The sequence below is a fragment of the Lutimaribacter degradans genome, assembly GCF_023703375.1.
Classification (GTDB): Bacteria; Pseudomonadota; Alphaproteobacteria; order Rhodobacterales; family Rhodobacteraceae; genus Lutimaribacter; species Lutimaribacter degradans.
The window spans coordinates 697,936-722,871 of the sequence record NZ_JAMQGO010000001.1; the positions used below are offsets into that span (position 1 = coordinate 697,936).

The following is a 24,936-nucleotide window of genomic DNA, read 5'->3' on the forward strand; positions in this document are numbered from 1 at the left end:
CCAAAGGGCGAAAAACTCTCTCTTAGGTCGATCAGCGAAAAGGGACGTAAACGAAATGGGCAAGGGGCCGATACGGATAAACCTGGCGCTTCAGGGCGGCGGTGCGCATGGCGCCTTTACCTGGGGCGTGCTGGACAGGTTGCTGGACGAAGACGATATCGAGGTGGCGGCCATTTCCGGCACCTCGGCGGGTGCGATGAACGGCGCGGCCTTCAAATCGGGCTTGCTGGAGGGCGGTCGCGAAGGTGCGCGCGCCAACCTGGATTGGCTTTGGCAGCAACTGGGCGCGATCCAGGACACGCCGATGACGCAATGGATGATGGCATTCGCGCCGCCGGCCGCGGTGCTGGGGCGGGCGTTCGAATTCTCGCTTGGCAACGCGATGGCGGATGCGGCGGCGCGGTTTTCCTCACCCTATGCATGGGGCCCGTTCTGGGACATTCCGCTGCGCAAGGTGGCCGAGCGGTTCCATTATGACACGGTTTGCGCAGCCGATGGGCCACGCCTGTTCATCTGCGCGACCAACGTTCAAACCGGCAAAATACGCGTCTTTACCGGCGACGATATCAGCCCGGATGCGATCCTGGCCTCTGCCTGCCTTCCGACGTTGTTCCGTGCGGTCGAGATCGAGAACCCCGCAACCGGCGAGACCGAGGCATTCTGGGATGGAGGCTATACCGGGAACCCGGCACTGTTTCCGCTGTTCGCGCCCGACCTGCCCGATGACGTGCTGATCGTGAACATAAACCCGTTGGAACGCGCGGAAGTGCCCAGAACGCCGCAACAGATTCATAACCGGATCAACGAGATCAGTTTCAACAGCTCTTTGTTGCGCGAATTGCGCGCGATTGGGTTCGTCAAGCGGCTGCTGGACGATGGCAGCCTGCAACGGGGTCACATGAAGGCTGTGCTGGTCCACATGATCGCGGATGACGCATTGATGACCGAGCTGTCGGTGGCAACCAAGCTGGCGCCGGGGCCCGTGTTGCTGGCGCAGTTGAAAGACGCGGGGCGCGCGGCGGCCGATGCTTTCCTGGCCGCGCACAAGAGCGACCTTGGCCAACGCAGCACGGTGGATTTGCAAGCGATGTACGAGTGATCGGCGCCCCTGTATTCGTAGCCGGGTGGCCGGACGGGCGCGGCTTCATCCCCGCGCGCGTGGCGGTTTGGCCGGATCCTTGGGGTTGGGATAGACAAGCCCGGCCGATATCACCAGCTTGGCCGCGTCTTCCACGCTCATATCCAGCTCGATCACGTCTTCTTTCGGAAAGAACAGCAGGAATCCCGATGTCGGGTTGGGCGTGGTGGGGACGAAAACGCTCAGCAACGCGCCCGATGTTTCGGCACGTTCCGCCACTTCACCCTTGGCGGTGGTCGAGATAAAGCCGATCGCCCAGATATCCTTGCGCGGATACTGAACCAGGCACGCCTTTTCGAAACTGCTTTCGGATTGCGCGAATACCGTTTCGGCGATCTGCTTGACGCCGCTATAGACCGAACGCACAACCGGCATCCGGTCGACCAGATGCTCACCCCAGCGAATGAGCGAGCGACCGATCAGCCCCTTTGCCAGCCAACCCACCAGGATCGTGAACAGCAAGAAGATCACGACACCGACGCCGCGAATGTTGATCTCGGTGTTTTCGCCGATCCAGGCGTTGTAATTCTCGGTGCCGATCAGCGCGCGCAGCACCTCGCCGGGTTGATAGGCCTGAGGCACGAAGGGCAGAACGAAGCTGTCAACCCAGCCAACCAACGTCCAGACCAGCCATATCGTCAGCCCGACGGGCGCGATCACCACGAGCCCGGTCAGAAAGGACGAGCGCAGACGCGCGAAAAGTCCGGGCTTGCGTGGCGGTTCAGGGGAGTCGTTGAACTCGAAGGGGGTTGTCATTTTCTGGTCGGTCCCGCTGGGGTCGGCCCCTATTTAAGGTTTAACGAACAGCGCCACAATAGAGCACGCATCACGACGATGTCCGCAGCGCGTCGCCGCATAATTCGCGGGCAATGGCCGCGGCCAGTCGGGCGTTGTTGTGCACAAGCGCGATATTGGCCTCAAGCGAGCGGCCCCCGGTCAGGTCGTAGATGCGCTGCAACAGGAAAGGCGTGACCGCCTTGCCGGTGACGCCACGGGCCTGCGCATCTTCCTGTGCGGCGGCGATGACGGGGGCAAGCTCCCTGAGCGGAATCTCGTCTTCGGACGGGATCGGGTTGGCCACCAACTGCCCGCCGACCAGGCCAAGACCCGCGCGCATCCGGTGCGCGCGAGCCACTTCGGCAGCGCTGTCGACGCGCAGCGGCGCATCCAGCCCCGAGGCGCGCGACCAGAAGGCCGGAAAGTCGTTCTGACCATAGGCCATCACCGGCACCCCGAGGCTTTCCAGCACTTCCAGTGTCTTGGGCAGGTCCAGAATGGCCTTGGCGCCCGCGGCGATCACGGTGACGGGCGTGCGGGCCAGCTCGTGCAGGTCGGCCGATATGTCGAAACTCTGGTCGGCGCCCTGGTGGACGCCGCCGATGCCGCCGGTGGCGAACACCTCGATGCCCGCAAGCTGCGCCCCGATCATCGTGGCCGCAACGGTGGTGGCGCCGGTGCGGCCCTGCGCCATGCATACGGCCAGGTCGGCGCGCGACAGTTTCGCCACGCCTTTCGCCTGGGCCAGCGCCTCGAGCTGTGGCCCTGTCAGCCCGGCATGAAGCACCCCGTCGATCACCGCGATGGTGGCTGGAACGGCGCCCGCGTCGCGCACCGTCTGCTCGACATCCTGCGCGGTTTCCAGGTTCTGCGGCCAAGGCATGCCGTGGGTGATGATGGTGCTTTCCAAGGCCACGACAGCGCGGCTTTCGGCCAGCGCCTCGGTCACTTCGGGCGACAGGATGGGGGTGATCATAGGGGCGTGTCTCCGGATACGTAATCGGCGGCGGCCGTCAGCGCGCGGGCCAGGGCGCCGGCGCGATCGGCACCGGCCAGTTCAGCGGCGATATGGGCAGCCATGAAAGTATCGCCCGCGCCGGTGACGCGGGTCACCAGCACCTCGGGCGGTTTGCGTTCCAGCGTGGGGGCGCCGGCCACGGCCTCGGCCGCGGTTTCGCCGCCATCTGTCACTAGCGCCCGCGCCGCGCCGCGCGTCACAAGCGCCTCGGCGGCCTGCGCGGCGCTGTCGAACCTGTCTTGCACCAGCAGCCCGGCCTCTTCGAGGTTCACGTACAGAACCGCGCGCGGGTGGGTCAAAAAGGGCAACAGCCGTTCGGCCTTGCCCGGTGAAGCCGGCGCGACACGCAAGTCGGCCCGCGCAAGCGCGGGGTCGGTGGCGATCTGTTCCAGCAGCGCCTGGGTCAGGTTGCCATCGAGCGCAACGGTCCCCGCGAACGGATCGTCGGCAGTGCCCAGCCGCCCGTCGCCCAACGGGCGCAAGATCTTGTCCCCCGCCGATTCCAGCGAATGGGCATCGGCAATGGCGGCGATCAGGCCATTTGCCCCCTCGATGGCCATGTACCGATCGGTGGGCAGGTCGTCGGACCGGTAGATATAGCCGGTGTCGAGGTTCAGCGCCGCACAGGCCGAGACAAGATCATCCCCTTCGGCATCGCGGCCCACCGCCGACAACAGCGCCGGTCGCAGCCCGAACCGCGCCAGCGCCATCGCGATGTTCAATGCCACGCCCCCCGGCAAGCGGGAGATGCGGCCCGGCACGTCCGAGCCCACGCGCATCGCGCTGGCCGATCGCCCGATGATGTCCCAGAGGACCGAGCCGATACAAACTATGTCGGGGCGTGCGTTCATCCTGCCTTGATGCCCGCGACAAGGCGCGGCGGCAAGGGGTGTCGTGCGTCACCCGGGCACCCGAAAGGTCAGCGCCGCCCAAAGCGATTCCCATACCACGCCGGTTTCTTCGGCAAGCGCCGGGGCCGGTTCGCGCATCACCACCGCATCGAGCAGATAGTCATGACCGGGCGCGACGCTGATTACCGCCTGGCCGTTCTCATCGGTTCGGGTGGTGGTGATCGTCACCGCGCCATCCGGGGCGCGGGCGAATACCTCGACCTGTGCATTGTCGCGCGGGGCGCCTTGGTACAGCAGGCGCACCGTCAACCCGTCGGCCATGTCGTCGGAATAGGGGTTTTCCAGCGCCACGAACTCGGTCTTCAGCCCCAGGTCACGGTCGCTGCCCCGCCCGTCGCCAACCGCGACAAGCGCCTTGGCATGGCGGCTGTAGGCCTCCTTGAAGCCGGTTTCAGGCAGGTCGCGCGCGGCGTGGCGTTGAAGCGTGCCGGCAAGCGCCTTGTGCTCCACGAAATCGGTGAACGTCGCCCAGTCGCGATAGGTCAGCGTCTGCGCCGTGCTTTGATAGGCCAGCACCAACAGCCCGTCGCCCGCATCCGGCAGGTGCAGCGCGGGAATGTCGCCCGCACGGCCCGTAACGGGGGCCAGGTTGCCGTTTTGCAACTGCTCGACCCGGTCGATGCGCCTGTCGAACCATGCCTGGTTGATGCCTTGGAAGCCCTCGCCGTTCTTGATCTGCGCCGAAAGCGGTGCACCCGGTTCGACTTGATAATTTTCCGGTTCAATCCATAACTCATGCCCAAGGGCCTGCACGGACAGGGCCAGCACAACAGCGGGGACCGTGAATATGACACGTGTAAACTTCATCGCCGTAAAGCTGATGCAATGGCTGTGCCTGTCAATGCTTTTGTCACTTCTGGCCCTGCCTGCACGGGCCCACGAGGTGCAGCCCACCATCGCCGACCTTGAAACGGCGGGGGGCACGGTCACGTTGAGCCTGCGGATGAATGCCGAAGCTTTCGTCGCCGGGCTGGACCTGGACGGGCTTGAAGATACGAACGCCGCCGAGAACGCAGACGATTACGACGCCCTGCGCGCGCTGTCGCCGGATGACATGGCCCAGCGGCTGCAAGATGCTTGGCCGCAGATTGGGCAAGGGATCACGCTGCGCGCGGGGCAGGCGCCCGTGCCGCTGATCCTCGAAGATGTGCAGGTGGAGGCGCCCGGATACATCGAGCTGCCGCGTCCGTCGCAGGTGGTGCTGCGCGGCGATCTGCCCGCCGGCGCCTCGGCGCTGGCACTTGAATGGGGGCAGGGGTATGGCGCGTTGATCTTGCGGCAGCAAGGCGTTGACGAGCCCTTTACCGGCTACCTGAATGGTGGCGAGACCAGCCCGCCCATCCCACTGACGGGGCAGGGAGCGCCGAAATCGGGCCTAGCGGTTTTCGCCGAATACATCCCCGTTGGCTTCGATCACATCCTGCCCAAGGGGTTGGATCACATCCTGTTCGTCCTGGGGCTGTTTTTCCTGTCCACCCACCTGCGCCCGCTGGTGTGGCAGATCACAGCCTTTACCGCCGCGCATACTGTAACGCTGGCGCTTGGGGCGTTGGGTTGGGTCAACATATCGGGCGCCATCGTCGAGCCGCTGATCGCCGCGTCTATCGTTTACGTCGCGGTCGAGAATATCTGGGCGCGGGGGCTGAACCCGTGGCGGCCTGCGGTGATATTCGGGTTCGGGCTGCTGCACGGGCTTGGGTTTGCCAGCGTTCTAGGAGAGTTCGGCCTGCCCGATGGGCAATTCGTGCCGGCATTGATCGGCTTCAACATCGGCGTCGAGATCGGACAATTGACGGTGATCGCCATCGCTTTTGCAATCGTGGCACTGGCGCAACGGGTGGATCGGGGCGAGGCTGACCTGCGCCCGGCGCAGGTTGGGTATGGCCTGGCAATGCTGGGCTTTGTCGCGCTGAGCTTTGCGCTCGATGGGCCGGGCTTTGCGGCTTACATGGGGGCGGGGGCACCGGTGTTTTTCTGGCCTCTGGCGGCGCTTTGCCTAGGCTGCGTGCTGGCAGTCACCTTCGTGGACCAGCTTGAAAGCTATCGCCGTTTCGTGGCAATCCCGGCCTCTGTTGCCATCGCCGCCGTGGGTGGCTTCTGGTTCGTCGAGCGGGTGTTCTTGTAACGGCGGCGCAGGCGCGGGCCGGTCAAATGGGCCTATTCGTCGTTTGTGGGTTGCGCGTCTTTGCCGGTGGCGGTATACGCGCGCCACTCAATCCCGCAGGCGGGGTCGGGCCATTTGGACAGACATCCCCAAAAGGTCCACCGGTTGGCGCATCCGCGCTGTCACCCCCGCCAAGGCGTAAACCGGAAAGGATAAGACATGGCTCTTCCCGAGTTCTCCATGCGTCAGCTGTTGGAAGCTGGCGTTCACTTTGGCCACCAGACGCAGCGTTGGAACCCCAAGATGGGCGAGTTCATCTATGGCGCGCGCAACGGCATCCACATCGTCGACCTGACACAGACCGTGCCGATGCTGGACGCGGCGCTGAACGCGATCCGTGAATGCGTGGCCAAGAACGGCCGCGTGCTGTTCGTCGGCACCAAGCGCCAGGCCAGCCAGCCCATCGCCGAAGCCGCTGAAAAATGCGCACAGTATTACATGAACCACCGTTGGCTGGGCGGCACGCTGACCAACTGGCAAACCGTGAGCCAGTCGATCAACCGCCTCAAGCAGATCGACGAGCAAATGGAACAGGGCGCCGAGGGCCTGACCAAGAAAGAGCGCCTGAACATGGAGCGCGACCAGCACAAGCTCGAAGCATCGCTGGGCGGCATCCGTGACATGGGCGGCGTGCCCGACATGCTGTTCGTCATCGACGTCAAGAAAGAGGCGCTCGCCGTGGCCGAGGCCAACAAGCTGGGCATCCCCGTCGTGGCCATTGTCGACACCAACTGCTCGCCCGCCGGCGTGGACTACATCATCCCCGGCAATGACGACGCCAGCCGCGCCATTTCGCTTTACTGCGACCTCGTGGCCCGCGCCGCGCTGGACGGCATGCAGGCGCAGATGGGGGCAGCAGGCATCGACGTGGGCGAACTGGAAGCGGCACCGACCGAAGAGGCCGTGGCCGAAGAACCCGCCACCCAGGCGAACGCCTGATTTCTCGGACGCGTGCGCATTTAGGTGCGCGCGTTACGAAACCGACATGGGGCGCGTGTCATACCGCGCACGCGCCCCGTAAAACATTCAGACATATTGGGAGATCCCGAGATGGCGATCACAGCAGCACTGGTAAAAGAACTGCGCGACAAGACTGGCGCAGGCATGATGGACGCCAAGAAGGCGCTGACCGAAACCGATGGCGACATGGACGCCGCGGTTGACTGGCTGCGCACCAAGGGCCTGGCCAAGGCGGCCAAGAAATCGGGCCGCACCGCGGCAGAGGGCCTGGTGGCCGTCAAGGTCGATGGTGGCCGCGGCGTCGCGGTCGAAGTGAACGCAGAAACCGATTTCGTGGCCAAGAACGCCGAGTTCCAGGACATGGTCACCCAGATCGCGAACGCCGCGATTGGTGTTGACGATGTCGAGGCGCTGAAAACAGCTGACCTCGGTGGCAAGAACGTGGCTGACACCATCACCGACAAGATCGCCAAGATTGGAGAGAACATGTCGCTGCGCCGCATGACCAAGCTCGAAGGCGAGACCATCGTTTCTTACGTCCACAACGCCGCCGGTGACGGCATGGGCAAGATCGGCGTTCTGGTAGCGATGAAGGGTGGCGACGAGGCATTCGGCAAGCAGGTTGCCATGCATATCGCAGCCGTGAACCCGGCCTCGCTGTCGGCTGACGACCTGGACCAGGCCGTTGTCGACAAGGAACGCCAAGTGCAGATGGACATCGCGCGTGAATCGGGCAAGCCCGAACAGGTCATCGAAAAGATGATCGAAGGCCGGATGAAGAAATTCCTCAGCGAAGTGACGCTGCTGGGCCAGAATTTCGTGGTCAATCCCGATCTGACGGTCGAAGCCGCCGCGAAAGAAGCCGGTGCCGAAATCACCGGGTTTGTCCGCCTCGAAGTGGGCGAGGGGATCGAGGTGGAAAAGGAAGACTTTGCCGCCGAAGTCGCCAAGGCCGCCCAAGGCTAAACCAGGCCACGGATTTTTCGAACGGCGTCACCCTTTCGGGTGGCGCCGTTTTCGTTTGCAAAACGAAACTGTGGCGCCTTGCGCGGCAAAACCAATGAAAGACCGTGTTTGGGAAGGAAGGTGAGTGGTGCCATCCCCGAAGGGGATGACACGAACTGATACTCGACCGGGCCCCGGGACTATGGGGATGCGGGAACCCGGCCAGACGGCAAGACACTCGGGAAAACGAGGTCAAACCGTAAAAGCGGGCCGGAGAGCCTTGTAATCGCAAGGGTCCGACCCGGATGTTCCAAGGCTAAAGCCACCACTCACGGAACACGGCCAACATGCACATTGCCCCAGCGTCAGGAAAGTAAGGGAAACCCTACTTGCCCCGGTTTTCCGGCGTTTTCATGGCTCGACAACGAACATCTGGTTCTGAAAGGCTGCTTTCATCACCGCCTGGGCCGTGGTTTCAACATTCAGCGCGTCACGCGCCAGGCGCAAATGTTTTTCAACAGTGGCCGAGGTCAGCCCAAGCAGCGTGGCGATGTCCTGTGTTGTCTTTCCGTCACCGACCCATTCCAGCACCTCGCGCTGCCGCTTTGTCAGCACGCGAGACGGGCTGAAATGGGGCAGGGTCATGATCTTGAGATGCACGATGTTGTTCAGAACGGTGATATCGGTGCCATGCTCGGCCCAGATCGCGTCGACATCATCCTGGATTAGGTCGGCCCGCGCGGTCAGCGCAATCGCCCCCTTGGACCGGGGCGAAACCGAGCGGAAGCTGATCGAATACCCCGCATGCACCTTGTGTGTCAGGTTGAAGGCGATCACCTCTTTCTCGGTGTCGCTGAGGGTGTCATTGGCAATGCGGTCGGCGATCACGCGCCAGCTTCGGGCTCCTTCGTTATCGAGGGCCCATTTCGTCATGGGGGCGTTCTTGAAAAGGCCGCTGTTGATATACCCCTCGGTATAGCTGTCGGGGTGATTGGTCAGGATGACGAAATCATCCGGGTCTCCCAGGGATCTTCCCGATCGGTGCCTGGTGAACCCGTAAAGCAACCTGTCAAAGCCGTAATCTGCCATGCGTCGGGTGTGCATGGCCCATAGTTCTTCGATGGTGCAGGCGGTGGTCAGTGCATCAAGATACTGGCTGCTTATCATGTAAACCCTTGGTGCTGGGATCAGTAGGAATGATAAGCATACAATCTAATGGTGTCGAGCCGTTCGGGTTATATCGCGCGTTACCAAGGGGAAATAATTACATAATACTGATTATGCGAATTAACCGTTGACTGTCATCCCCCGGCGATGATCTCCCCCATGGTCCGTGGATCGGCGTCGGCCTTGATGGTTTTCCATATCGTGGCCGCTTGCGCCGTGCCCAACAAGCTGGCAGCCTTGGTCTGCAGCTTTTCCTGTCGCGTGGCTATGGGCATGGGCGCATCAAGATCAAACGCGGCTGTCTGAACATCGGTATCCGTCTTTATGCTCACGTGGGCTTCGGTCTCGCGCAGGCTGTCATCTGCGGCCACGCTCACCTTGGTGCGCAGCGCCTGCACCTTTGCGTCGGCGCAAATTGCATCGCTGTAGCTATCAAGCCGCGCGGTATCGTGCCCCAGGATCTGCATTGCCAGCACCGTGGAATAGCTGAACTTCGCGCCCAGCCCGGTGTCGGGTGCTGTTTGGTTGCACACGGTCATCCAGCGCGGATGCGTGGTGACCTTGATGGCGCGCACCGCGTCATGCGCGATGGGCAGCAGCGTTGATTGCGCCTCAAGCGCGGCGTGCAATCCGTGGCAACAGGCGTGGAACTTATGGCTTATCGTTTCAAAAAACCAAGTCTTGCCAATGCCTTCCATCGCGTTGGTGATGTTTTCACCGGCATGTGTCGGCCCAAAGCCCTGTGCGGCCTCAAGTGCGTCGGGGTTGGCGACAAAACCCTTTGCCACAAGCTGTGCGGCTTCAACCCCGTTGGCGGCGGCCAGCCCGGCGTTGAAGGGTTTGCCCATCGTGCTGAACTGCGATTTCAGGCCGCTTGCGCGAGTGGCCAGCAGGCCCAGAACCATGGCCATATCCCCTGCCCCCAGGCCCATCAACCGCGCGGCGGCCAGACCTGCACCAAAGGCGCCGGCGGTTGCCGTCTGGTGAAACCCGGTCTGGTAGTGGGCGCGGCCCAGCCAGATCCCGACGCGGATCGAGGCCTCGATTCCCACAAGCGCGGCGTGAAGGAATTCGGCCCCAGATGCGCCGCGCGCCTGCGCCATGGCCAAGGCGGCCGGAAAGACGGCGACCGAGGGGTGCCCGATATGGGCGAAATGCGTGTCATCGTAATCAAGCGCGTGGCTGGTGGCGCCATTGGCCAACGCGGCCGCGCGCGCCGGCACGCGGGTTTGCGAGCCGAACAGGCTGGCCTGGGCTGTGCCCGCCTCTTCCAGCACCATGTCGCGGGTGATGCGCGCCACGGGCTCATCGCGGCCGGCAAGCCCCACGGCAACCCAGTCAAGCAGCGAAAGGCGAGTCATCAGCACGGCGTCAGGCGTGACTTCCTCGCTCTTGGAATTGCAAGCAAAGTCAGCCAGTTGTTGCGTGATATTCATGTTCGTCCCGTTCCGTAGAGGTCTTTTGCCCGTGTTTCGAAGGCGCGCACGATCCGTTGCATCGCCTCGTAGAAAAACATCGTTGCCGCCCCTTGTAGCAGACGGTTGCGGAATTCGAAATCGACGAAAAACGACACATCAACACCACCCTCTACATCTTTGAATTCCCAATCGGATTTCATGTATTTGAAAGGGCCTTCCAGGTACTCGGTATGGATCTTCCTGTCCTGCGGCCATAACAGCACCCGACTGCCGAAACGTTCGCGGAACACCTTGAACGAGATCACCAGGTCGGCCTCCATCACCTCGCTGCCATCGGCCTGCGGCGTGACGCTGCGCACCCGTGCGGCAGAGCACCAAGGCAAGAACTTTGGGTAAGCCGCCACATCGGCGACCAGGTCATACATCTGCTGCGCGGTGTAGGGCAGCGTGCGTGTCTCGGCGTGCGTCGGCATGGTGCCTCTTTTTGTCGTGACAGTGGGGCCTCATTTCGTATTGTGCGCGAGAAAAAGCAAGGGGGACCAAGGGTGCAGCGTCCATATGTCATCGATACGATGATCTCGGCCAAGCAAATCGCGGCGCGGATCGAGGAATTGGCAAGGCAAATCGAGGCCGAGTTCGCGGATTCGGAAAAGCTGGTGGTCGTGGGGCTGCTACGCGGCTCTTTCGTTTTCATCGCCGACCTGGTGCGCGAACTGGACATGGGGGTCGAAGTCGATTTCCTCGAAGCGTCAAGCTATGGCAACGCAATGGAATCAAGCCGCGAGGTCAAGATCCTGAAGGATCTGCGCGGCGCGATTGAAGGCCGCGATGTTCTGGTGGTCGAGGATATCGTCGATACCGGCCACACGCTGCATCATGTCATCGGCCTGCTCAAGGCACGCAAGCCGCGCAAGCTGCGCAGCATCGCCCTGCTCGACAAGCCAACGCGGCGTGAAACACCCGTCAAGGCCGACTGGACCGGGTTCGAGATTCCGGATGAGTTCGTGGTGGGCTATGGCATCGACTATGCCCAGCGAAACCGCAACTTGCCCTATATCGGCAAGGTGCGCTTTACCGACGGGGGCTAAAAGGTCGCGGCGAGGCGCGCGCCCTCGTCACGTTGCTCTTGTGTCAGTTCATCGGCGAGTGTCTCGCACTGCTCGGCATATTGCGGGGCCACATCTTGCGGGGCGTTGCTGATGCCCCACAGGCAATAGGCATGGGCCAGCGGCGGGTCGGTCCAGTAGCCCTCGGTCTGTTGCATGAACAGCGCAAGGTTCACGGCGGCACTGGCATCGCCCAGGTTCACCGCCTCTTGATACAGCGCGTAGGCAGCCATCGGGTCTGCAGGCCCGCCCTGCCCCAGTTCGTGCATCACGGCCAGTTGCGCCATGGCCGGGGCGTGGCCCATCTTTGCGGCACGGGCCAGAATGCCGCGCGCGCGGCTCTGGTCGCGGGTCACGCCCCTGCCCTCGGCATAAAGCCCGGCCAGCATCAGACCCGCCTCGGGCGCGCCAAGTTCAAGCCCGGTCAGCAAAAGCGCGGCGGCGGCCGCGGGGTTTGGTGGTTCATCCTGGCCATCCAGCATCATCTGCCCGCGTGCCACGAACGCGCGCGGCAGGCCCTGGCCCATCGCTTGCGTCAGCCAGCGGCGCGCGGTGTCGGGGTCGCGTGGCGCCCCATCGCGCCCGTCCAGCGCCAAGAGCGCCAGGGCCAGCTGCGCCGGGCCGTTTCCCTGTTCGGCTGCGCGACTGTACCAATCTTGCGCAAGGCGCGGGCTTTCGGCCTTGCCCTGCCCGTTGTCATAGGCCGTTCCCAGCAGCATCTGTGCCGTCGGGTCGCCGGCGCGGGCGGTCGGTTCGATCACCCTGAGCGCGTCGTCAAAACGGCCCGCGGTGAAATCGGCCTGCGCCCGTGACAGCGCCTCGGGCGTGGCTTGCGCGAAGGCAGCGGGCGACAGGCATAGTAGCAGGGCAAGAAACGCGGCACGCATGGTTTGTTGATCCCGTAAGCAGACATGTGAAACACTACAATAATCGAAAGCCCCGACAAGACGGAGCCGTTCAAAATGGTCAACCCGTTTCTGCGCATGGCACATTGGGTGCGCCATCCGCCCAGCCCCGGACGGGTCAAGCTGGTGCTGGCCGTCGTGGCGCTGTGTCTGCTGCTTGCCGCGATCGAGTGGATTTTCGGCTGGCCCGAGGCGCTGACGCTCGAAGATGGCGGTCGCGGACGGTTCGTGCGGTAAACGCTCACGATTTCGTGACGTTGCCATCGCGTCATATGAAATTGAAACATCGCTGCTAAACTCAACCCAAGCGTTTGGATAACAAGGGAGCGTTTTAATGAAAAAGATAGCACTTGCGGGCGTTGTTGCCTGCCTCGCCGCCAGCCCGGTTCTGGCACAGGATTTCTCGGCGCAACTCAAGGCGCGCCAGGGCCAGTTTCGCATCATGGCGTTGAACCTTGGAATCCTGGGCGACATGGCCCAGGGCAAGACGGACTACAACGCGGAGGCAGCGCAATCGGCAGCGGATACGCTGGTGGCTGTGTCGATGATCCAGCAGGGCCCGCACTGGCCCGAGGGATCGGATAATTTCAGCATCGATGGCACCCGCGCGCAGCCTTCCATCTGGGAAGATCACGACGATTTCCTGGGTAAATGGGCCGATTTCGGCGAGGCGGCCAAGGTGATGCAAGCCGCTGCCGCTGACGGGCAAGAGGCGTTGGGCCCGGCAATGGGCCAGATCGGCGGCACCTGCAAGGCGTGTCATGACAATCACCGCGCCCCTGAGGGCTGATACGTGCGCCGTATCGTGACGATTCTGGCGGTGCTGGGCCTGTGCGGGCTTGGCGCCGCCTGGCTTATCACGGCGCCCGACACGCTGCGCGATGACGCGATGGCCGAGTTGACGGGCGATGCCGCGCGTGGCGAGGCCGTGTTCTGGGCGGCGGGCTGTGCCTCGTGCCACAGCGCCCCCGAGGGCGACGACCCGCTGGTTCTGGCCGGCGGGCAGGCCTTCGAAAGCGATTTCGGCACTTTCTACGCGCCCAACATCTCGTCCGACCCGCAGCACGGTATCGGCAATTGGTCGGACATCGAGATTGCCAACGCTGTCATGCGCGGCACCTCTCCTGATGGGGCGCACTACTATCCGGCCTTTCCCTACGTGGGATATGCAAGGTTGGAACCACAAGACATGGCCGATTTGGCGGCGTTCCTGCGCAGCGTTCCGGCCGATGCCACGCCGAGCCGGCCGCATGACGTGGCGTTTCCGTTCAGCATTCGCCGCGCCGTTGGCGCCTGGAAGGTGCTTTACGGCTCCCCCGATTGGGTCATGAGCGACCCCGCCGGCGGAGAACTGGCGCGCGGGCGCTACCTGGTCGAGGTGCTGGGCCATTGCGGCGAATGTCACACGCCGCGTGATGCCCTTGGCGGGTTGGACCGCGATCAATGGTTGCGGGGTGCGCCGAACCCGTCGGGCAAGGGCCGCATCCCCGGCATCACGCCCGACCAACTGGATTGGAGCGCGTCCGACATCGCCTATTACCTGGAAAGCGGGTTTACCCCCGATTACGACAGCGCGGGTGGGTCCATGGCCAAGGTCGTTACCAGCTTTTCCAAGCTGACAGGCGAAGACCGCGCCGCCGTTGCCGCTTATCTCAAGGCGCTATAGACCGGCCACCGCGCGGCCCGTATCGGTCAGCGGGCGGCGCAGGGCCAGCAACCGCTGTGCCTCGGCGCCCTTGCCCTGCCGGATCAGGGCCGTCAGCAAAGTATAATCCAGCATGTCGCGCTGTGCCCGGCTGCCGCCAAGCCGCGCGTGGTCGTAAAGCACCGGCACGATCGCCGCCTCGGCCCCGGCCCAATCTTGCACGGCCATCGCGTGAAAGGCCCGCGCGCAGGGCGCCACCAGGTCGGCCGCCGGGCCCTTGGCGCCTTCGATGATGCGGTGCAAAGGAGCCTCGCGCCCGGCCATCGCATGGGCCAGCGCGGCGTGAATATCGGCAAAACCCAGCGCCGGGTCGGGAAAACAACGCGCGGCGTAATCCGACACCTGCGCCCATCGTTCCGGGCAAACCGCCACGCCCGCCATCTCGGCCCGCCACAGCAGCGCGGCAAGGTCGGTCATCAGGTTCAGCGGCGGCACCTCGTCGCGCGCGGGCGCAAGATCGCGGTCGGCCACGGCCCACATGCCCTCGACATCGCCCGCCGCCAGCGACCACAGCGCGATGTGCCAGGCGTTGTGCCCGTGCATCAGCCCGGAACGGTCATAATCGGCCATCCAGCCCGACAGGTAATCGCGCCCGGCCCGGGTCTGCCCAGCCTCGTAGAACAGGTGCGCGCGCACATGCGCGCCATGGCCCGAGCGCGGGCGTTGCGCCATCGCCGCCTCGATCACCGGCTCTGCCTCGTTCAGCTGGCCCACCTCGATGCGGGCAAAGGCCAGTTGCCCCAGGAACCACCCGTCCTGGCCATAGGCGGGGGCCAGTTGCTCGGCCATGGCCAGGTGTTCGGCCTCGCGCCCCGGCGCGCCGGAGAATCCGATCAGGGAAAAGACGCCGAGGCAGCTTTGCGCGACCAGCGGATCGCGGGGATAGTCCAGCAGGTAGGCCCGCGCGGCCTTGTATCCTTTTGCCACACGGCCCGACAGAAGGTTGTCGAAGATTGCCAGATGCGCGGCGGCCTGGGCCGGCAGCCCCTGCCCCGTCGCGCGGGCCCGTTCAATGCTGGCCAGGGCCTCGTCCATCCGGGCGAATACCTGCGCGTTGCGCGCCTTGAGCACCCAGGCCAGGGCGAAACCGGGATCGGCCGCAAGCGCGCGATCGAGCGCCGCCTCGGCACCCGGCAAGGCATCGAGATACAGCACAAGCGCCTCGTTATAGGCGTCGGCGGCCTGGGCGCTTTGGGTGTGGAGCGGGTTGCCGTAAGGGTCTTTGTGCATTGTCTTGCCTGTCGTATGGGTGGGCTGTCGCGCCCACCCTACGGTGCAAGCTATGCCTCGCCCAGCCTTTTCAGGCGGTTTTCACGCAGCCGCGCGAAATCGTCGCCCGCGTGGTAGGACGAGCGCGTCAGCGGCGTGGCGGACACCATCAGAAAGCCCTTGCCATAGGCCGCTTTTTCGTAGGCGGCGAATTCCTCGGGTGTCACGAAACGGTCGACAGCGTGGTGCTTGGGCGTGGGTTGCAGATACTGACCAATGGTCAGGAAATCGATATCCGCGGCGCGCATGTCATCCATAACCTGGTGCACAGATTGCTTGTCTTCACCCAGGCCCACCATGATGCCCGATTTGGTGAACATCGCCGGGTCAAGCTCCTTGACCCTTTGCAGCAGGCGCAGGCTGTGGAAATAGCGCGCGCCGGGTCGCACGCTGGGGTAAAGCCCCGGCACGGTTTCAAGGTTGTGGTTGAACACGTCGGGTTTCGCCGCCACCACGGTTTCCAGCGATCCGGGCCAGGACTTCAGGAAATCCGGCGTCAGGATCTCGATCGTGGTGTCGGGGCTGCGCTTGCGGATCGCGCGGATCGTCATCGCGAAATGCTCGGCCCCGCCATCGTCAAGATCGTCACGATCGACCGAGGTGATCACAACGTGGTTGAGTCCGAGTTTCTGCACGGCGTCGGCCACGCGGCCGGGTTCGAACACGTCCAGCTCTTCGGGGCGTCCGGTCGCGATGTTGCAGAAAGTGCAACCGCGCGTGCAGATGTCGCCCATGATCATCATGGTGGCGTGCCCTTGGCTCCAGCATTCGCCGGCGTTGGGGCACCCGGCCTCTTCGCAGACGGTGACCAGCTTGTGCTCGCGCATGATCTTGTGGGTCTTGCGATAGCCATCCGATGTGGGGGCCTTGACGCGAATCCAATCGGGCTTGCGCGGTTGGGCATTGTCGGGGCGATGCGCCTTTTCGGGGTGGCGCTGTTCGGGAATTTTCAGATCGCGCACGGGCGGTGTGTCCTGTCGGCTGTGATACTGGGCACACTATAGGGTTACCCAAGGCGAATGGCCAGTCCGCAGGGGATGATGTGATCGGCCCCAAGCCCGCCCTACTTATTTCATCTTGGCGTGCTACCATTACATCGTGGCGGGATGGTACGGTGCGGTAAGTTTGTTAAAAAGTATCCCGCCCGCCATGGCGGCACCGGCTGTTTTCATTGCGCTGGCCCGCGGTCTGCGTATGGTGCCGGCCAAGCCACGCAGCCGGAGACCCTCATGGATTGGCAAAGTCATCGCCGCGATGCGCACAAGTTGGGGCGCACGCAGGAATTTCTCAAGCAGATCGTCTACGGTGGCAATGACGGCATCGTGACCACCTTTGCCATCGTGGCCGGGTTTGCCGGCGCCGCCGCCGACGGAGTCGCGCAGATCGGCGGGCTGGCGGTGCTGGTTTTCGGGTTGGCCAACCTCTTTGCCGATGCCGTCAGCATGGGGCTGGGCGAATTTCTGTCGGCACGCAGCCAGGGCGATCTTTACCGGTCGCGCCGTGACAGCGAACTGAGCGAGATTGCCCGCAACCCCGAGCAGGAACGCACCGAGCTGTTCGAAATCCTGCGCCAGCGCGGCCTGTCCCCCGGCGAGGCCGACTCTACCGCGCAGGTTCTTGCACGGCATCCCGATTTCATGGCGGACCTGATGATGACCTACGAATTCGGTATGTCCGACCCCGACGAGGAAAGCCCGGCGCTGAACGGGCTGTTCACCTTCGGCAGTTTCGTCATCTTCGGCGCCGTGCCACTGGTGCCCTATTTCCTGTTCGATCCGACCGACCGGACCTTTGTGCTGTCGGTCCTTTCCACAGGGATGGCGCTCGTGGCGCTTGGTCTGCTGCGCTGGAACGCCACGGGCGAACGGGTGACGCGGTGCGTGGGCGAAACCGTGCTGGTCGGCACGATCTGTGCGGTGGTCGCCTTTGCCGTGGGCTGGATCGTCGGAGGGTGACGGATGGCCGCGCCGGTATCGTCGATCCGTAACCTTGGCCCCGCCTTCGAGGCCGAATGCACCCGCGCTGGCATTTTGTCGGCGGATGGGTTGCGTGCATTGGGGGCCGATGCGGCCTATGCACGGCTATTGGCCGCAGGGACGCGGCCGCATTTCATCGGTTACTACGTTCTTGTGATGGCATTGCAGGGCCGCCCCTGGAACGATTGCAAGGGCGCTGAAAAGGCCGCGCTTCGGGCGCGGTTCGACGCGCTGAAAGCGCAGTCCGCCGCGCCAGAAGATGGAAGCCTGCCGCATGAGCTGGCGGTTTTCCTGGAAACCCACGGAATGCGCAAACAGGGGCCGGATAGCGGTATCTCGTGATGAGACCATGAAAAAAAGCCGCCGCCCGTCACCGGGCAGCGGCTTGTCTTTTCGCGTCGGGATCGGTGGGTTCAGCCCACCAGTTCGAGGCCCGAGAAGAAATAGGCGATCTCGACCTTCGCGGTGTCTTCGCCGTCCGAACCATGAACCGAATTTTCGCCGATCGACAGGGCGAATTCCTTGCGGATGGTGCCTTCGGCGGCTTCTTCGGGGTTGGTGGCGCCCATCACTTCGCGGTTCTTGGCAATCGCGTCTTCGCCTTCCAGAACCTGCACCACGATCGGGCCCGAGGCCATGAATTCGCACAGCTCGTCATAGAACGGGCGTTCCTTGTGCACTTCGTAGAAAACGCCGGCCTGCGCCTTGGTCAGGTGGATGCGCTTTTGCGCGATGATGCGCAGGCCCGCGGCTTCCAGCTTGGCGTTGATTGCGCCGGTCAGGCTGCGCTTGGTGGCGTCGGGCTTGATGATGGAAAAGGTGCGTTGAATGGCCATTTTCGGTTGTCCTGTGATTTCGGCGGACGGCCCCATGCCGCGCGCCCCTGTTTGATCGAGCCGGGCCTTAACATGGCTGCCATGCCTTGAAAAGGCGCTATCGGTTCAGGCCAGACGCGCCTCGATCCGGTAGGCATATTGCGCCGAGACAAGCGCCAGCGCCGACACCACCGCCAGCAGCAAGAGCAGCGCCCCTGCCCCGGCCGATGTGCTGACAACGACGCCCGCGATGGCCGTCAGCGCTGCGCCGCCGGCAAAGGTCAACGCCCCCGACAGGCCCGACGCGCTGCCCGCCAGGTGCGGCGCCACCGACATCACGCTGGCATTGACGCCCGGAATGGTCAGCCCGTTGCCCAGCCCGATGAACAGCACGAAACCGAACATCAGCAAGGGGTGCGCGTATCCAAGCGCGAAAACAACCGCGCCACAGGCCGGGCCAACAAGCGCCAGCCAGCGCCCCGCGAGCACGATCTGCGACAGGCTTACCCGCCCCGACAAACGCCCCGTCAAGTAGTTGCCCAGCATGAAACCGGCTGAAATGCTGCCCATCCCCACGCCTACCCAGGCCGGTGACAGGCCGAACTGCACCTCGGCCACCTGCGGCGCACCGCCCAGGAAGGCGTAGAAGCCGCCGACGGAGAACACCAGGCAACCGCAATGCGCCCAGAACAGCGGCACGCCCAGCAATTCGGGGTAACTGCGGAAATGCGCCCGGAATCCGGCGCCCAGGTGGGGGTTGGTTTCCGGCAAGTCGCTCCATGTCAGCGCGAAAAGCGCCACACCCATCAGCGCGAAGGCCGCGAAATTCGCACGCCATCCGAAAAGTTCGTCCAGCACCCCGCCCAGAAGCGGGCCCAATAGCGGTGCCAATGCCATCGCCGTGCCGATCAACCCGAGCAGTCGGGCCGCCTGGTCGGCCGGGGCGATGTCGCGCACCACCGCGCGGCTGATGACCATGGCGCAGACAACCGCGCTTTGCAGCAGGCGAAAGCCCAGGAAGACCCAGATGTCCTGCGCCAACATGCACCCGATCGAGGCCACGATGAAAATGCCCAGCCCCGCCAACAGCACCGGGCGTCGGCCGTAAAGATCCGACAACGGGCCCATGACGATCTGCAAGCCCGCCGATACCGCCAGGTAGGCGCCGATCGACAGCGACACGAGCGCGTAATCGGCCTCGAAATCGGTCGCGATCCGGCTGAGCGATGGCAGGAACATGTTGAGCGACAGCACACTGATCGAGGTCAGAAGAATCAGCGTGAGAAGCGATGGTTTTTTCGGAAGACTCATGCAAATGCATCCATTCTGACGCGGAAGTGCTACGATCTGGCGTCGGGATGTGCAAGTGCATGCTCTGGCAGATGCCTGCGGCCTCTGCTAGAGCGCGGACATGTTGAAAATTTCCGATATCTCCTTCTCGATCGAAGGGCGCCCCCTGTTCGAAGGCGCAAGCGCGGTCATCCCCGATGGTCACAAGGTTGGGCTTGTGGGGCGCAACGGCGCGGGCAAGACGACCCTGTTCCGCCTTATCCGGGGCGAGCTGGCCCTGGAAGGCGGCACCATCAGCCTGCCGTCGGGCGCGCGCGTGGGCGGCGTCGCGCAAGAGGTGCCCGGCAACGAGGTGTCGCTGCTGAACACGGTGCTGGCCGCCGATACCGAACGCGCCGCCCTGATGGCCGAGGCCGACACCGCGACCGACCCGACGCGCATCGCCGAGGTCCAGACCCGGCTGGCCGATATCGACGCCTGGTCGGCCGAGGCGCGAGCCAGTTCCATCCTGCGCGGCTTGGGATTCGACACCGATGAACAACAGATGCCGTGCAGCGCCTTTTCGGGCGGCTGGCGGATGCGCGTTGCGTTGGCGGGCGTGCTCTTCGCGCAACCCGACCTGCTGCTTCTGGACGAACCCACCAACTATCTCGATCTTGAAGGTGCGCTGTGGCTTGAGGGCTACCTGCAACGCTATCCTCACACGGTGATCATCATCAGCCATGATCGCGGCCTGCTGAACCGGGCTGTCGGCGGCATCCTGCATCTCGAGGACCGGCAACTGACCTTCTATAACGGCCCTTACGACCAGTTTGCCCGCCAGCGCGCCGAACAGCGTGCCGTGCAGGCTGCGATGGCCAAGAAACAAGAGGCCCGCCGCGCCCACCTGCAAAGCTATGTGGATCGCTTCCGCTACAAGGCCGACAAGGCGCGGCAGGCGCAATCACGCATCAAGATGATTCAGAAGATGGATTTCATCGCCGCCCCGGAAGAGGCCGCGAAACGCGTTTTCACCTTTCCCGAACCCGAGGAATTGTCCCCCCCGATCCTGGCCACCGATGGCGTCAGCGTGGGGTATGACAAGCGCGTGGTTCTGGGGCGGCTGAACCTGCGCATCGACCAGGACGATCGAATCGCCCTTCTGGGAAAGAACGGCCAGGGCAAATCGACCCTTGCCAAGCTGTTGTCCGAGCGGCTGGCGCCGATGGAGGGCACGATCACCCGCGCCTCCAAGCTGCGCATAGGATTCTTTGCCCAGCACCAGGTCGACGAACTGCACTTGGATGAAACACCGATCCAGCACCTGCGCCGCGTTTTGCCCGACCGGGCCCCCGCGCAACTGCGCGCACGGCTGGCGGGGTTCGGGCTGATGGCCGAGCAGGCGGAAACCGAGGTCGGGCGTCTTTCGGGTGGGCAAAAGGCCCGGCTGTCGCTGCTGCTGGCCACGCTTGATGCGCCGCATATGCTGATCCTGGACGAACCCACAAACCACCTCGACATCGAAAGCCGCGAGGCGCTGGTCGAGGCGCTCAACGCCTATACCGGCGCGGTCATCCTGATCAGCCACGACATGCACCTGCTGTCACTGGTTGCCGACCGGCTATGGCTGGTCAAGGGGGGCGCGGTGACACCTTACGAGGACGATCTTGAAAGCTATCGCAAGATGTTGTTGTCGAGGGACGCGCCGCAAAAAACGCAAAAATCCAAGCCCGCGTCCAAGCCCAAGCGTCCCAACCGCGACGAGATCCTGGCCCTGCGGGCCGAGCTGCGCAAATGCGAGGACCGGGTGACCAAGATCGAGGACATGCGCGAGAAGCTGGCCGCCAAGCTGGCCGACCCGGGCCTCTACGAGGCCGCACAAGCCGGTGAACTCGAGGTCTGGAACCGAAAATACGCCGAGATCATGGAGGGGCTCAAACGCGCCGAAGCCCTGTGGGAAGCCGCGCAGGCAAAGCTGGACGCCGCCGAAGGGTAACCACCCGCACCCGATGCCCAATGGCGCTTTCTGGCCAGGGCGCGCTCTGGCCAAATGCGGCGCGGCGGCTTAAACCGCAGAAATGGACCAGGCCTTTTTCATCACCGCCTTCGTCACGCTGTTCGTGATCATTGATCCGATCGGCCTGACGCCGCTTTTCGTGGCGTTGACGCAAGGCATGAGCACGCGGGCGCGACGGGTGATCGCGCTGCGGTCCTGCGGGATCGCGGCCCTGCTGCTGTGCCTTTTCGCCGCGTTCGGCGAGGCGGTGCTGGGGTTTGTCGGAATTTCCATGCCCGCCTTTCGCATCGCGGGCGGTATCTTGCTGTTCCTGACCGCGCTCGACATGCTGTTCGAACGCCGCACCAAGCGGCGCGAGGACCAGGCCGACGAGGATGACGGGCCGGACCCGTCCGTCTTTCCGCTCGCCATCCCGCTGATCGCCGGGCCGGGGGCCATCGCCTCGGTCATCCTGCTGGCGGGCCAGAACCCCGGGCCCGAAGGGCTGGCCGCCACCATCGCGGTGATGCTGGCGGTGCTGTTGATCGTTCTGGTGCTGTTCGCGATGGCGGGGCTGCTGGAGCGCGCCTTGGGCAAGACCGGCATCAACGTGGTCACGCGATTGCTGGGTATGTTGCTGGCCGCGCTGTCGGTGCAATTCGTGCTCGATGGCCTGCGCGGATTCGGCCTGGGCGGCTGAATGCTTGTCGCTCCGTCGCCTGGCGCCTATATCAGTTGGGCGCGCAAGCGCAGGGGGCGAGCATGAGCGAATTCCAGATCGGCAACCTGTTTTACCTGGTCCTGTTGGGGGCCGCGGTGACCATGTGGTTTATCGCCCAAAACCGCAACAGCCTGGGCCGTACCCTGCAGCATGCGATGGTCTGGGGGCTGATTTTTCTGGGCGTGGTCGCGGCAGTCGGCCTTTGGAGTGACATCCGCAGCACGGTATTGCCGCAACAAAGCGTTTTGGCCGAGCAAGGGCAGATCAAGCTGCCCCGCGCGCCGGATGGCCATTATTACCTGACCGCAGATGTGAACGGGCACCCGACACGGTTCGTCGTCGATACGGGCGCCACAGAAATCGTGTTGAGCGCCGAGGACGCGCGCGCCGCAGGCATCGCCGATGACGACCTGATTTTCTCGGGCCGCGCCTACAGTGCCAACGGGCCGGTGGCTACCGCCCCCGTCACGCTGGAAAGCCTGGCCGTCGGGCCGATCGAGGATCGCAACCTGCGTGCATGGGTGAACGAGGGCGAGATGAACATTTCGCTTCTGGGCATGTCCTACCTGCAGCGCTACGACCGGATCGAGATCACCGATGGTGCGCTTGTGCTGACGCGCTGATCACCCGGCCGTTTCCGCCTTCTTTTCCCAGCGTCCCGACTCCTCGGACCAGTATTGCGCCGCGCAGCCTGCCTCGGTCAGTGTCTTCCACTGGCCCCGCGCGGCTTGCACGGCCTCGGGGTCATGCCCGTCGAACAGGATGCAGACCCGTTCAAGCCTCTGCACCTCGTCAGGGCGCACATCGGCCCCGTCCACCGCCATAAGACAGGCGGGATCGTTCGGGGCCTGTGCGGCGCATGTCAGCAAGACGGGCTGCAACGCGTCATGCGGCCCGCCCGCCACGCCATGCGGCAGGAACCGCTCTTCCGGGCCCAGCCACAGTTTCTGGTCCAGCCAGTCAAGGCGGGCGGGGTCGGTGCCGCGCACCACCACCCGCCAGCCATTGGCCAGCGACCGCTCCAGCAGCATTGGCAGGGCCTGCTCCAACGGGCCCCGCGTCAGGTGATAGAAGAACGCGGCCCCCACGGCGTGTCTTACCCTTCCAGCGTGTCGGCGATCAGGCGGTTGAGCGCCAGAACACCCCAGCCGGTGGCGCCCTTGGGCGCGTAAGTGGTTTCCGATTGCACCCGCGCGACCCCCGCGATGTCGAGGTGAATCCAGGGGCAGCCCTCTTGCACGAAACGTTGCAGGAACTGCGCCGCGGTGATCGAGCCGGCAGGCCGGCCGCCGACGTTCTTCATGTCGGCGATGGGGCTTTTCAGCATGTCGTCATAGGCTTGCCCCAGCGGCATTCGCCAGGCGCCCTCGCCCTCGGCCTCGGCCGCCTTGAGGAACTGGCCTGCCAGCTTGTCGTCGTTCGAGAAGACGGCGGCGTTTTCATGCCCCAGCGCGATGATGCAGGCGCCGGTCAGGGTGGCCAGGTCAATCATGCCGCGCGGTTTGAAGGTTTCTTGCGCATACCACATCACGTCGGCCAGCACCAAGCGCCCCTCGGCATCGGTGTTGATAACCTCGATCGTGTCGCCCTTCATCGACTTCACCACGTCGCCGGGCCGCGTGGCCGTGCCCGAGGGCATGTTTTCCACCAGCCCCACGAGGCCAACCACATTGGCCGCGGCCTTGCGCTTGGCCAGCGCGCGCATGACACCTGCGACAACGCCGGCCCCGCCCATGTCCATGGTCATGTCTTCCATGCCGGCGGCGGGTTTCAGGCTGATCCCGCCCGTGTCGAACACCACGCCCTTGCCGACCAGTGCCAGCGGCGCGTCGCCTTTCTCGCCACCTTCCCAGCGCATCACCACCAGTTTCGTGGGGCTGTCGCTGCCCTGCCCCACCGACAGAAAGCTGCCCATGCCCAGTTTTTCCAGGTCGGCCTCTTCCAGGACTTCGACCTTCAGCCCCAGGCTTTCCATCGCGCTCAGCCGGTCGGCGAATTCCGTGGTGGTCAGGATATTGGCGGGCTCGTTCACCAGGTCGCGGGTGAAGAAAACGCCATCGGCCACCGCAAGCAGCGGTGCGGCAGCGGTTTCGACCTCGTCGGGCTTGGCCGTCATGATCGTGGCGTCACTTGGCACGGGCGCGTCCTTGCCGGTGCGGTGATCGGCAAAATCATAGGCCCGCAAGGCAAGCCCAAGGGCCAAGTGTTCCACCCGCCCGCTGCTTCCCGCCAGTACAGTCAGCGCGGCCCCGTCCTGCGCCTTGGCCAAGGCCACGCCCGCGCGGCGCGCCTCGTCAACCGAGGGGCGGCGCGGCAGGCACACGACATCCAGCGCCTCTGCCGCCATGCCTGCGGGCATGGCCAGGGTGATGACCTGGCCCGGTTTTGCCTTGGCCCATTTTTCGCTTTCGGCCAGTCGCGCCACCGCGCCCTTGGTCAGGCGGTTGGCCCGCCGCGCGCCCTGGTCCAGCTTGCCATCGGGCGTGACGATCACGGCAACGCGGCCTTTGGCCGTGGCAATCGCGTCAAGATCGATCTCGGAGAAACGGATGGTCTGCGGCGTGGTCATGGGGCCTCCTTGTTTTCTGGTTGGCCCGAGTCCTAGCGCGCGGCCGCCACCTTGACCAGATAGCAGTTTGCCCCGGCGGATCGTTCCTGTAACAACAGGCCATGAAA

The 24,936-nt window shown here is 64.2% G+C and carries 27 protein-coding genes; 13 read left to right on the plus strand and 14 right to left on the minus strand.

Features of this window, described 5'->3' with window-relative positions; genetic code table 11:
• Window positions 1-55: 55 nt before the first annotated feature.
• On the plus strand, window positions 56-1,099 hold the full coding sequence (locus M8744_RS03410) for a patatin-like phospholipase family protein (protein WP_251409420.1): 1,044 nt from the start codon (window positions 56-58) through the stop codon (window positions 1,097-1,099).
• 45 nt (window positions 1,100-1,144) lie between these two features.
• On the opposite strand, the gene M8744_RS03415 is transcribed toward M8744_RS03410, so the two are convergent.
• The 4 genes from M8744_RS03415 to M8744_RS03430 form a co-directional block, all read right to left on the minus strand.
• Complete coding sequence (locus tag M8744_RS03415; RefSeq protein WP_251409423.1) at window positions 1,145-1,894, minus strand: DUF502 domain-containing protein; 750 nt, start codon at window positions 1,892-1,894, stop codon at window positions 1,145-1,147.
• Between the two features lie 70 nt (window positions 1,895-1,964).
• Window positions 1,965-2,891 carry a pseudouridine-5'-phosphate glycosidase gene (locus tag M8744_RS03420; protein ID WP_251409426.1) on the minus strand — a complete coding sequence of 309 codons (927 nt, stop codon included), beginning with the start codon at window positions 2,889-2,891 and terminating at the stop codon, window positions 1,965-1,967.
• Window positions 2,888-3,784 carry a PfkB family carbohydrate kinase gene (locus M8744_RS03425; RefSeq protein WP_251409430.1) on the minus strand — a complete coding sequence of 299 codons (897 nt, stop codon included), beginning with the start codon at window positions 3,782-3,784 and terminating at the stop codon, window positions 2,888-2,890. The genes M8744_RS03420 and M8744_RS03425 overlap by 4 nt, the downstream gene beginning before the upstream one ends.
• Before the next feature lie 48 nt (window positions 3,785-3,832).
• Complete coding sequence (locus tag M8744_RS03430) at window positions 3,833-4,651, minus strand: DUF4198 domain-containing protein (RefSeq protein ID WP_251409433.1); 819 nt, start codon at window positions 4,649-4,651, stop codon at window positions 3,833-3,835.
• Between M8744_RS03430 and M8744_RS03435 the strand changes: the two genes are divergently transcribed.
• The 3 genes from M8744_RS03435 to tsf all read left to right on the plus strand — a co-directional run bounded on the left by M8744_RS03435 (window position 4,632) and on the right by tsf (window position 7,934).
• Window positions 4,632-5,969, plus strand: a complete 1,338-nt coding sequence (locus M8744_RS03435) for a HupE/UreJ family protein (protein WP_434481341.1) — start codon at window positions 4,632-4,634, stop codon at window positions 5,967-5,969. The genes M8744_RS03430 and M8744_RS03435 overlap by 20 nt on opposite strands.
• A gap of 198 nt (window positions 5,970-6,167) precedes the next feature.
• Entirely contained in the window at window positions 6,168-6,947 is a 780-nt protein-coding gene (gene rpsB, locus M8744_RS03440) for a 30S ribosomal protein S2 (RefSeq protein WP_251409436.1), read from the plus strand.
• A 111-nt stretch (window positions 6,948-7,058) separates the two neighbouring features.
• Window positions 7,059-7,934, plus strand: coding sequence for a translation elongation factor Ts (gene tsf, locus M8744_RS03445; protein ID WP_251409439.1), 876 nt, complete (start codon window positions 7,059-7,061; stop codon window positions 7,932-7,934).
• Between the two features lie 390 nt (window positions 7,935-8,324).
• Here tsf and M8744_RS03450 read toward each other — a convergent pair whose 3' ends face one another.
• The 3 genes from M8744_RS03450 to M8744_RS03460 all read right to left on the minus strand — a co-directional run bounded on the left by M8744_RS03450 (window position 8,325) and on the right by M8744_RS03460 (window position 10,971).
• Entirely contained in the window at window positions 8,325-9,080 is a 756-nt protein-coding gene (locus M8744_RS03450) for a helix-turn-helix transcriptional regulator (RefSeq protein ID WP_251409442.1), read from the minus strand.
• A gap of 134 nt (window positions 9,081-9,214) precedes the next feature.
• Entirely contained in the window at window positions 9,215-10,516 is a 1,302-nt protein-coding gene (locus tag M8744_RS03455) for an MmgE/PrpD family protein (RefSeq protein ID WP_251409446.1), read from the minus strand.
• Window positions 10,513-10,971 (minus strand): type II toxin-antitoxin system RatA family toxin, encoded by a 459-nt coding sequence (locus tag M8744_RS03460; RefSeq protein WP_251409449.1) that lies wholly within the window; start codon window positions 10,969-10,971, stop codon window positions 10,513-10,515. The genes M8744_RS03455 and M8744_RS03460 overlap by 4 nt, the downstream gene beginning before the upstream one ends.
• A 99-nt stretch (window positions 10,972-11,070) precedes the next feature.
• Here M8744_RS03460 and hpt point away from each other — a divergent pair, with 99 nt between their 5' ends.
• Window positions 11,071-11,586 carry a hypoxanthine phosphoribosyltransferase gene (hpt, locus tag M8744_RS03465; protein ID WP_251410038.1) on the plus strand — a complete coding sequence of 172 codons (516 nt, stop codon included), beginning with the start codon at window positions 11,071-11,073 and terminating at the stop codon, window positions 11,584-11,586.
• Here the strand turns inward: hpt and M8744_RS03470 are convergent.
• Window positions 11,583-12,491 carry a tetratricopeptide repeat protein gene (locus M8744_RS03470; protein WP_251409452.1) on the minus strand — a complete coding sequence of 303 codons (909 nt, stop codon included), beginning with the start codon at window positions 12,489-12,491 and terminating at the stop codon, window positions 11,583-11,585. The two genes, hpt and M8744_RS03470, sit on opposite strands and share 4 nt — an antisense overlap.
• A gap of 75 nt (window positions 12,492-12,566) precedes the next feature.
• Here M8744_RS03470 and M8744_RS03475 point away from each other — a divergent pair, with 75 nt between their 5' ends.
• The 3 genes from M8744_RS03475 (at window position 12,567) to M8744_RS03485 (ending at window position 14,175) form a co-directional block, all read left to right on the plus strand.
• The gene (locus M8744_RS03475; protein WP_251409455.1) at window positions 12,567-12,746 is read left to right on the plus strand and encodes a hypothetical protein; all 180 of its coding nucleotides are present in this window, start codon (window positions 12,567-12,569) and stop codon (window positions 12,744-12,746) included.
• Window positions 12,747-12,843: 97 nt separating this feature from the next.
• The gene (locus M8744_RS03480; protein WP_251409458.1) at window positions 12,844-13,299 is read left to right on the plus strand and encodes a c-type cytochrome; all 456 of its coding nucleotides are present in this window, start codon (window positions 12,844-12,846) and stop codon (window positions 13,297-13,299) included.
• Window positions 13,300-13,302: 3 nt separating this feature from the next.
• Window positions 13,303-14,175 (plus strand): c-type cytochrome, encoded by an 873-nt coding sequence (locus M8744_RS03485; RefSeq protein WP_251409460.1) that lies wholly within the window; start codon window positions 13,303-13,305, stop codon window positions 14,173-14,175.
• Here the strand turns inward: M8744_RS03485 and M8744_RS03490 are convergent.
• Window positions 14,170-15,444 carry a tetratricopeptide repeat protein gene (locus M8744_RS03490; RefSeq protein ID WP_251409463.1) on the minus strand — a complete coding sequence of 425 codons (1,275 nt, stop codon included), beginning with the start codon at window positions 15,442-15,444 and terminating at the stop codon, window positions 14,170-14,172. The two genes, M8744_RS03485 and M8744_RS03490, sit on opposite strands and share 6 nt — an antisense overlap.
• 50 nt (window positions 15,445-15,494) lie before the next feature.
• Window positions 15,495-16,445 (minus strand): lipoyl synthase, encoded by a 951-nt coding sequence (gene lipA / locus M8744_RS03495; RefSeq protein WP_251409466.1) that lies wholly within the window; start codon window positions 16,443-16,445, stop codon window positions 15,495-15,497.
• A 267-nt stretch (window positions 16,446-16,712) separates the two neighbouring features.
• On the opposite strand from lipA, the gene M8744_RS03500 reads away from it, so the two are divergent.
• Window positions 16,713-17,438, plus strand: coding sequence for a VIT1/CCC1 transporter family protein (locus M8744_RS03500; RefSeq protein WP_251409469.1), 726 nt, complete (start codon window positions 16,713-16,715; stop codon window positions 17,436-17,438).
• A gap of 3 nt (window positions 17,439-17,441) precedes the next feature.
• Window positions 17,442-17,801 (plus strand): TfoX/Sxy family DNA transformation protein, encoded by a 360-nt coding sequence (locus M8744_RS03505; RefSeq protein ID WP_251409471.1) that lies wholly within the window; start codon window positions 17,442-17,444, stop codon window positions 17,799-17,801.
• Window positions 17,802-17,872: 71 nt separating this feature from the next.
• On the opposite strand, the gene ndk is transcribed toward M8744_RS03505, so the two are convergent.
• A complete protein-coding gene (gene ndk / locus M8744_RS03510; RefSeq protein ID WP_251409474.1) occupies window positions 17,873-18,295 on the minus strand; it encodes a nucleoside-diphosphate kinase in 423 nt (140 codons plus the stop codon).
• A gap of 105 nt (window positions 18,296-18,400) precedes the next feature.
• On the minus strand, window positions 18,401-19,585 hold the full coding sequence (locus M8744_RS03515) for a Bcr/CflA family efflux MFS transporter (protein WP_251409477.1): 1,185 nt from the start codon (window positions 19,583-19,585) through the stop codon (window positions 18,401-18,403).
• A gap of 100 nt (window positions 19,586-19,685) precedes the next feature.
• Between M8744_RS03515 and M8744_RS03520 the strand changes: the two genes are divergently transcribed.
• The 3 genes from M8744_RS03520 to M8744_RS03530 all read left to right on the plus strand — a co-directional run bounded on the left by M8744_RS03520 (window position 19,686) and on the right by M8744_RS03530 (window position 22,883).
• Window positions 19,686-21,539, plus strand: a complete 1,854-nt coding sequence (locus M8744_RS03520) for an ABC-F family ATP-binding cassette domain-containing protein (protein WP_251409480.1) — start codon at window positions 19,686-19,688, stop codon at window positions 21,537-21,539.
• 82 nt (window positions 21,540-21,621) lie between these two features.
• Complete coding sequence (locus M8744_RS03525) at window positions 21,622-22,239, plus strand: MarC family protein (protein ID WP_251409483.1); 618 nt, start codon at window positions 21,622-21,624, stop codon at window positions 22,237-22,239.
• Between the two features lie 62 nt (window positions 22,240-22,301).
• Window positions 22,302-22,883 carry a retropepsin-like aspartic protease family protein gene (locus M8744_RS03530; RefSeq protein WP_251409486.1) on the plus strand — a complete coding sequence of 194 codons (582 nt, stop codon included), beginning with the start codon at window positions 22,302-22,304 and terminating at the stop codon, window positions 22,881-22,883.
• Here the strand turns inward: M8744_RS03530 and M8744_RS03535 are convergent, their stop codons facing one another.
• Both M8744_RS03535 and M8744_RS03540 read right to left on the minus strand, forming a co-directional pair.
• On the minus strand, window positions 22,884-23,348 hold the full coding sequence (locus M8744_RS03535) for a DNA polymerase III subunit chi (RefSeq protein WP_251409489.1): 465 nt from the start codon (window positions 23,346-23,348) through the stop codon (window positions 22,884-22,886). It lies immediately after the preceding gene.
• Window positions 23,349-23,356: 8 nt separating this feature from the next.
• Window positions 23,357-24,829: a leucyl aminopeptidase gene (locus M8744_RS03540; RefSeq protein ID WP_251409492.1), complete on the minus strand. Its 1,473-nt coding sequence runs from the start codon at window positions 24,827-24,829 to the stop codon at window positions 23,357-23,359.
• Window positions 24,830-24,936 lie beyond the last annotated feature (107 nt).

Bases quoted from the DNA above. Each gene is read 5' to 3' on its own strand.
- M8744_RS03475 (WP_251409455.1), top strand. From the start codon at position 12,567: ATGGTCAACCCGTTTCTGCGCATGGCACATTGGGTGCGCCATCCGCCC.
- M8744_RS03455 (WP_251409446.1), bottom strand. From the start codon at position 10,516: ATGAATATCACGCAACAACTGGCTGACTTTGCTTGCAATTCCAAGAGC.
- M8744_RS03530 (WP_251409486.1), top strand. From the start codon at position 22,302: ATGAGCGAATTCCAGATCGGCAACCTGTTTTACCTGGTCCTGTTGGGG.
- M8744_RS03525 (WP_251409483.1), top strand. From the start codon at position 21,622: ATGGACCAGGCCTTTTTCATCACCGCCTTCGTCACGCTGTTCGTGATC.
- tsf (WP_251409439.1), top strand. From the start codon at position 7,059: ATGGCGATCACAGCAGCACTGGTAAAAGAACTGCGCGACAAGACTGGC.
- M8744_RS03425 (WP_251409430.1), bottom strand. From the start codon at position 3,784: ATGAACGCACGCCCCGACATAGTTTGTATCGGCTCGGTCCTCTGGGAC.
- M8744_RS03505 (WP_251409471.1), top strand. From the start codon at position 17,442: ATGGCCGCGCCGGTATCGTCGATCCGTAACCTTGGCCCCGCCTTCGAG.
- M8744_RS03410 (WP_251409420.1), top strand. From the start codon at position 56: ATGGGCAAGGGGCCGATACGGATAAACCTGGCGCTTCAGGGCGGCGGT.
- M8744_RS03450 (WP_251409442.1), bottom strand. From the start codon at position 9,080: ATGATAAGCAGCCAGTATCTTGATGCACTGACCACCGCCTGCACCATC.
- M8744_RS03460 (WP_251409449.1), bottom strand. From the start codon at position 10,971: ATGCCGACGCACGCCGAGACACGCACGCTGCCCTACACCGCGCAGCAG.
- M8744_RS03520 (WP_251409480.1), top strand. From the start codon at position 19,686: ATGTTGAAAATTTCCGATATCTCCTTCTCGATCGAAGGGCGCCCCCTG.
- M8744_RS03430 (WP_251409433.1), bottom strand. From the start codon at position 4,651: ATGAAGTTTACACGTGTCATATTCACGGTCCCCGCTGTTGTGCTGGCC.
- M8744_RS03470 (WP_251409452.1), bottom strand. From the start codon at position 12,491: ATGCGTGCCGCGTTTCTTGCCCTGCTACTATGCCTGTCGCCCGCTGCC.
- M8744_RS03540 (WP_251409492.1), bottom strand. From the start codon at position 24,829: ATGACCACGCCGCAGACCATCCGTTTCTCCGAGATCGATCTTGACGCG.
- M8744_RS03500 (WP_251409469.1), top strand. From the start codon at position 16,713: ATGGATTGGCAAAGTCATCGCCGCGATGCGCACAAGTTGGGGCGCACG.
- M8744_RS03515 (WP_251409477.1), bottom strand. From the start codon at position 19,585: ATGAGTCTTCCGAAAAAACCATCGCTTCTCACGCTGATTCTTCTGACC.
- M8744_RS03490 (WP_251409463.1), bottom strand. From the start codon at position 15,444: ATGCACAAAGACCCTTACGGCAACCCGCTCCACACCCAAAGCGCCCAG.
- hpt (WP_251410038.1), top strand. From the start codon at position 11,071: ATGATCTCGGCCAAGCAAATCGCGGCGCGGATCGAGGAATTGGCAAGG.
- ndk (WP_251409474.1), bottom strand. From the start codon at position 18,295: ATGGCCATTCAACGCACCTTTTCCATCATCAAGCCCGACGCCACCAAG.
- M8744_RS03480 (WP_251409458.1), top strand. From the start codon at position 12,844: ATGAAAAAGATAGCACTTGCGGGCGTTGTTGCCTGCCTCGCCGCCAGC.
- M8744_RS03420 (WP_251409426.1), bottom strand. From the start codon at position 2,891: ATGATCACCCCCATCCTGTCGCCCGAAGTGACCGAGGCGCTGGCCGAA.
- M8744_RS03435 (WP_434481341.1), top strand. From the start codon at position 4,632: ATGACACGTGTAAACTTCATCGCCGTAAAGCTGATGCAATGGCTGTGC.
- rpsB (WP_251409436.1), top strand. From the start codon at position 6,168: ATGGCTCTTCCCGAGTTCTCCATGCGTCAGCTGTTGGAAGCTGGCGTT.
- M8744_RS03415 (WP_251409423.1), bottom strand. From the start codon at position 1,894: ATGACAACCCCCTTCGAGTTCAACGACTCCCCTGAACCGCCACGCAAG.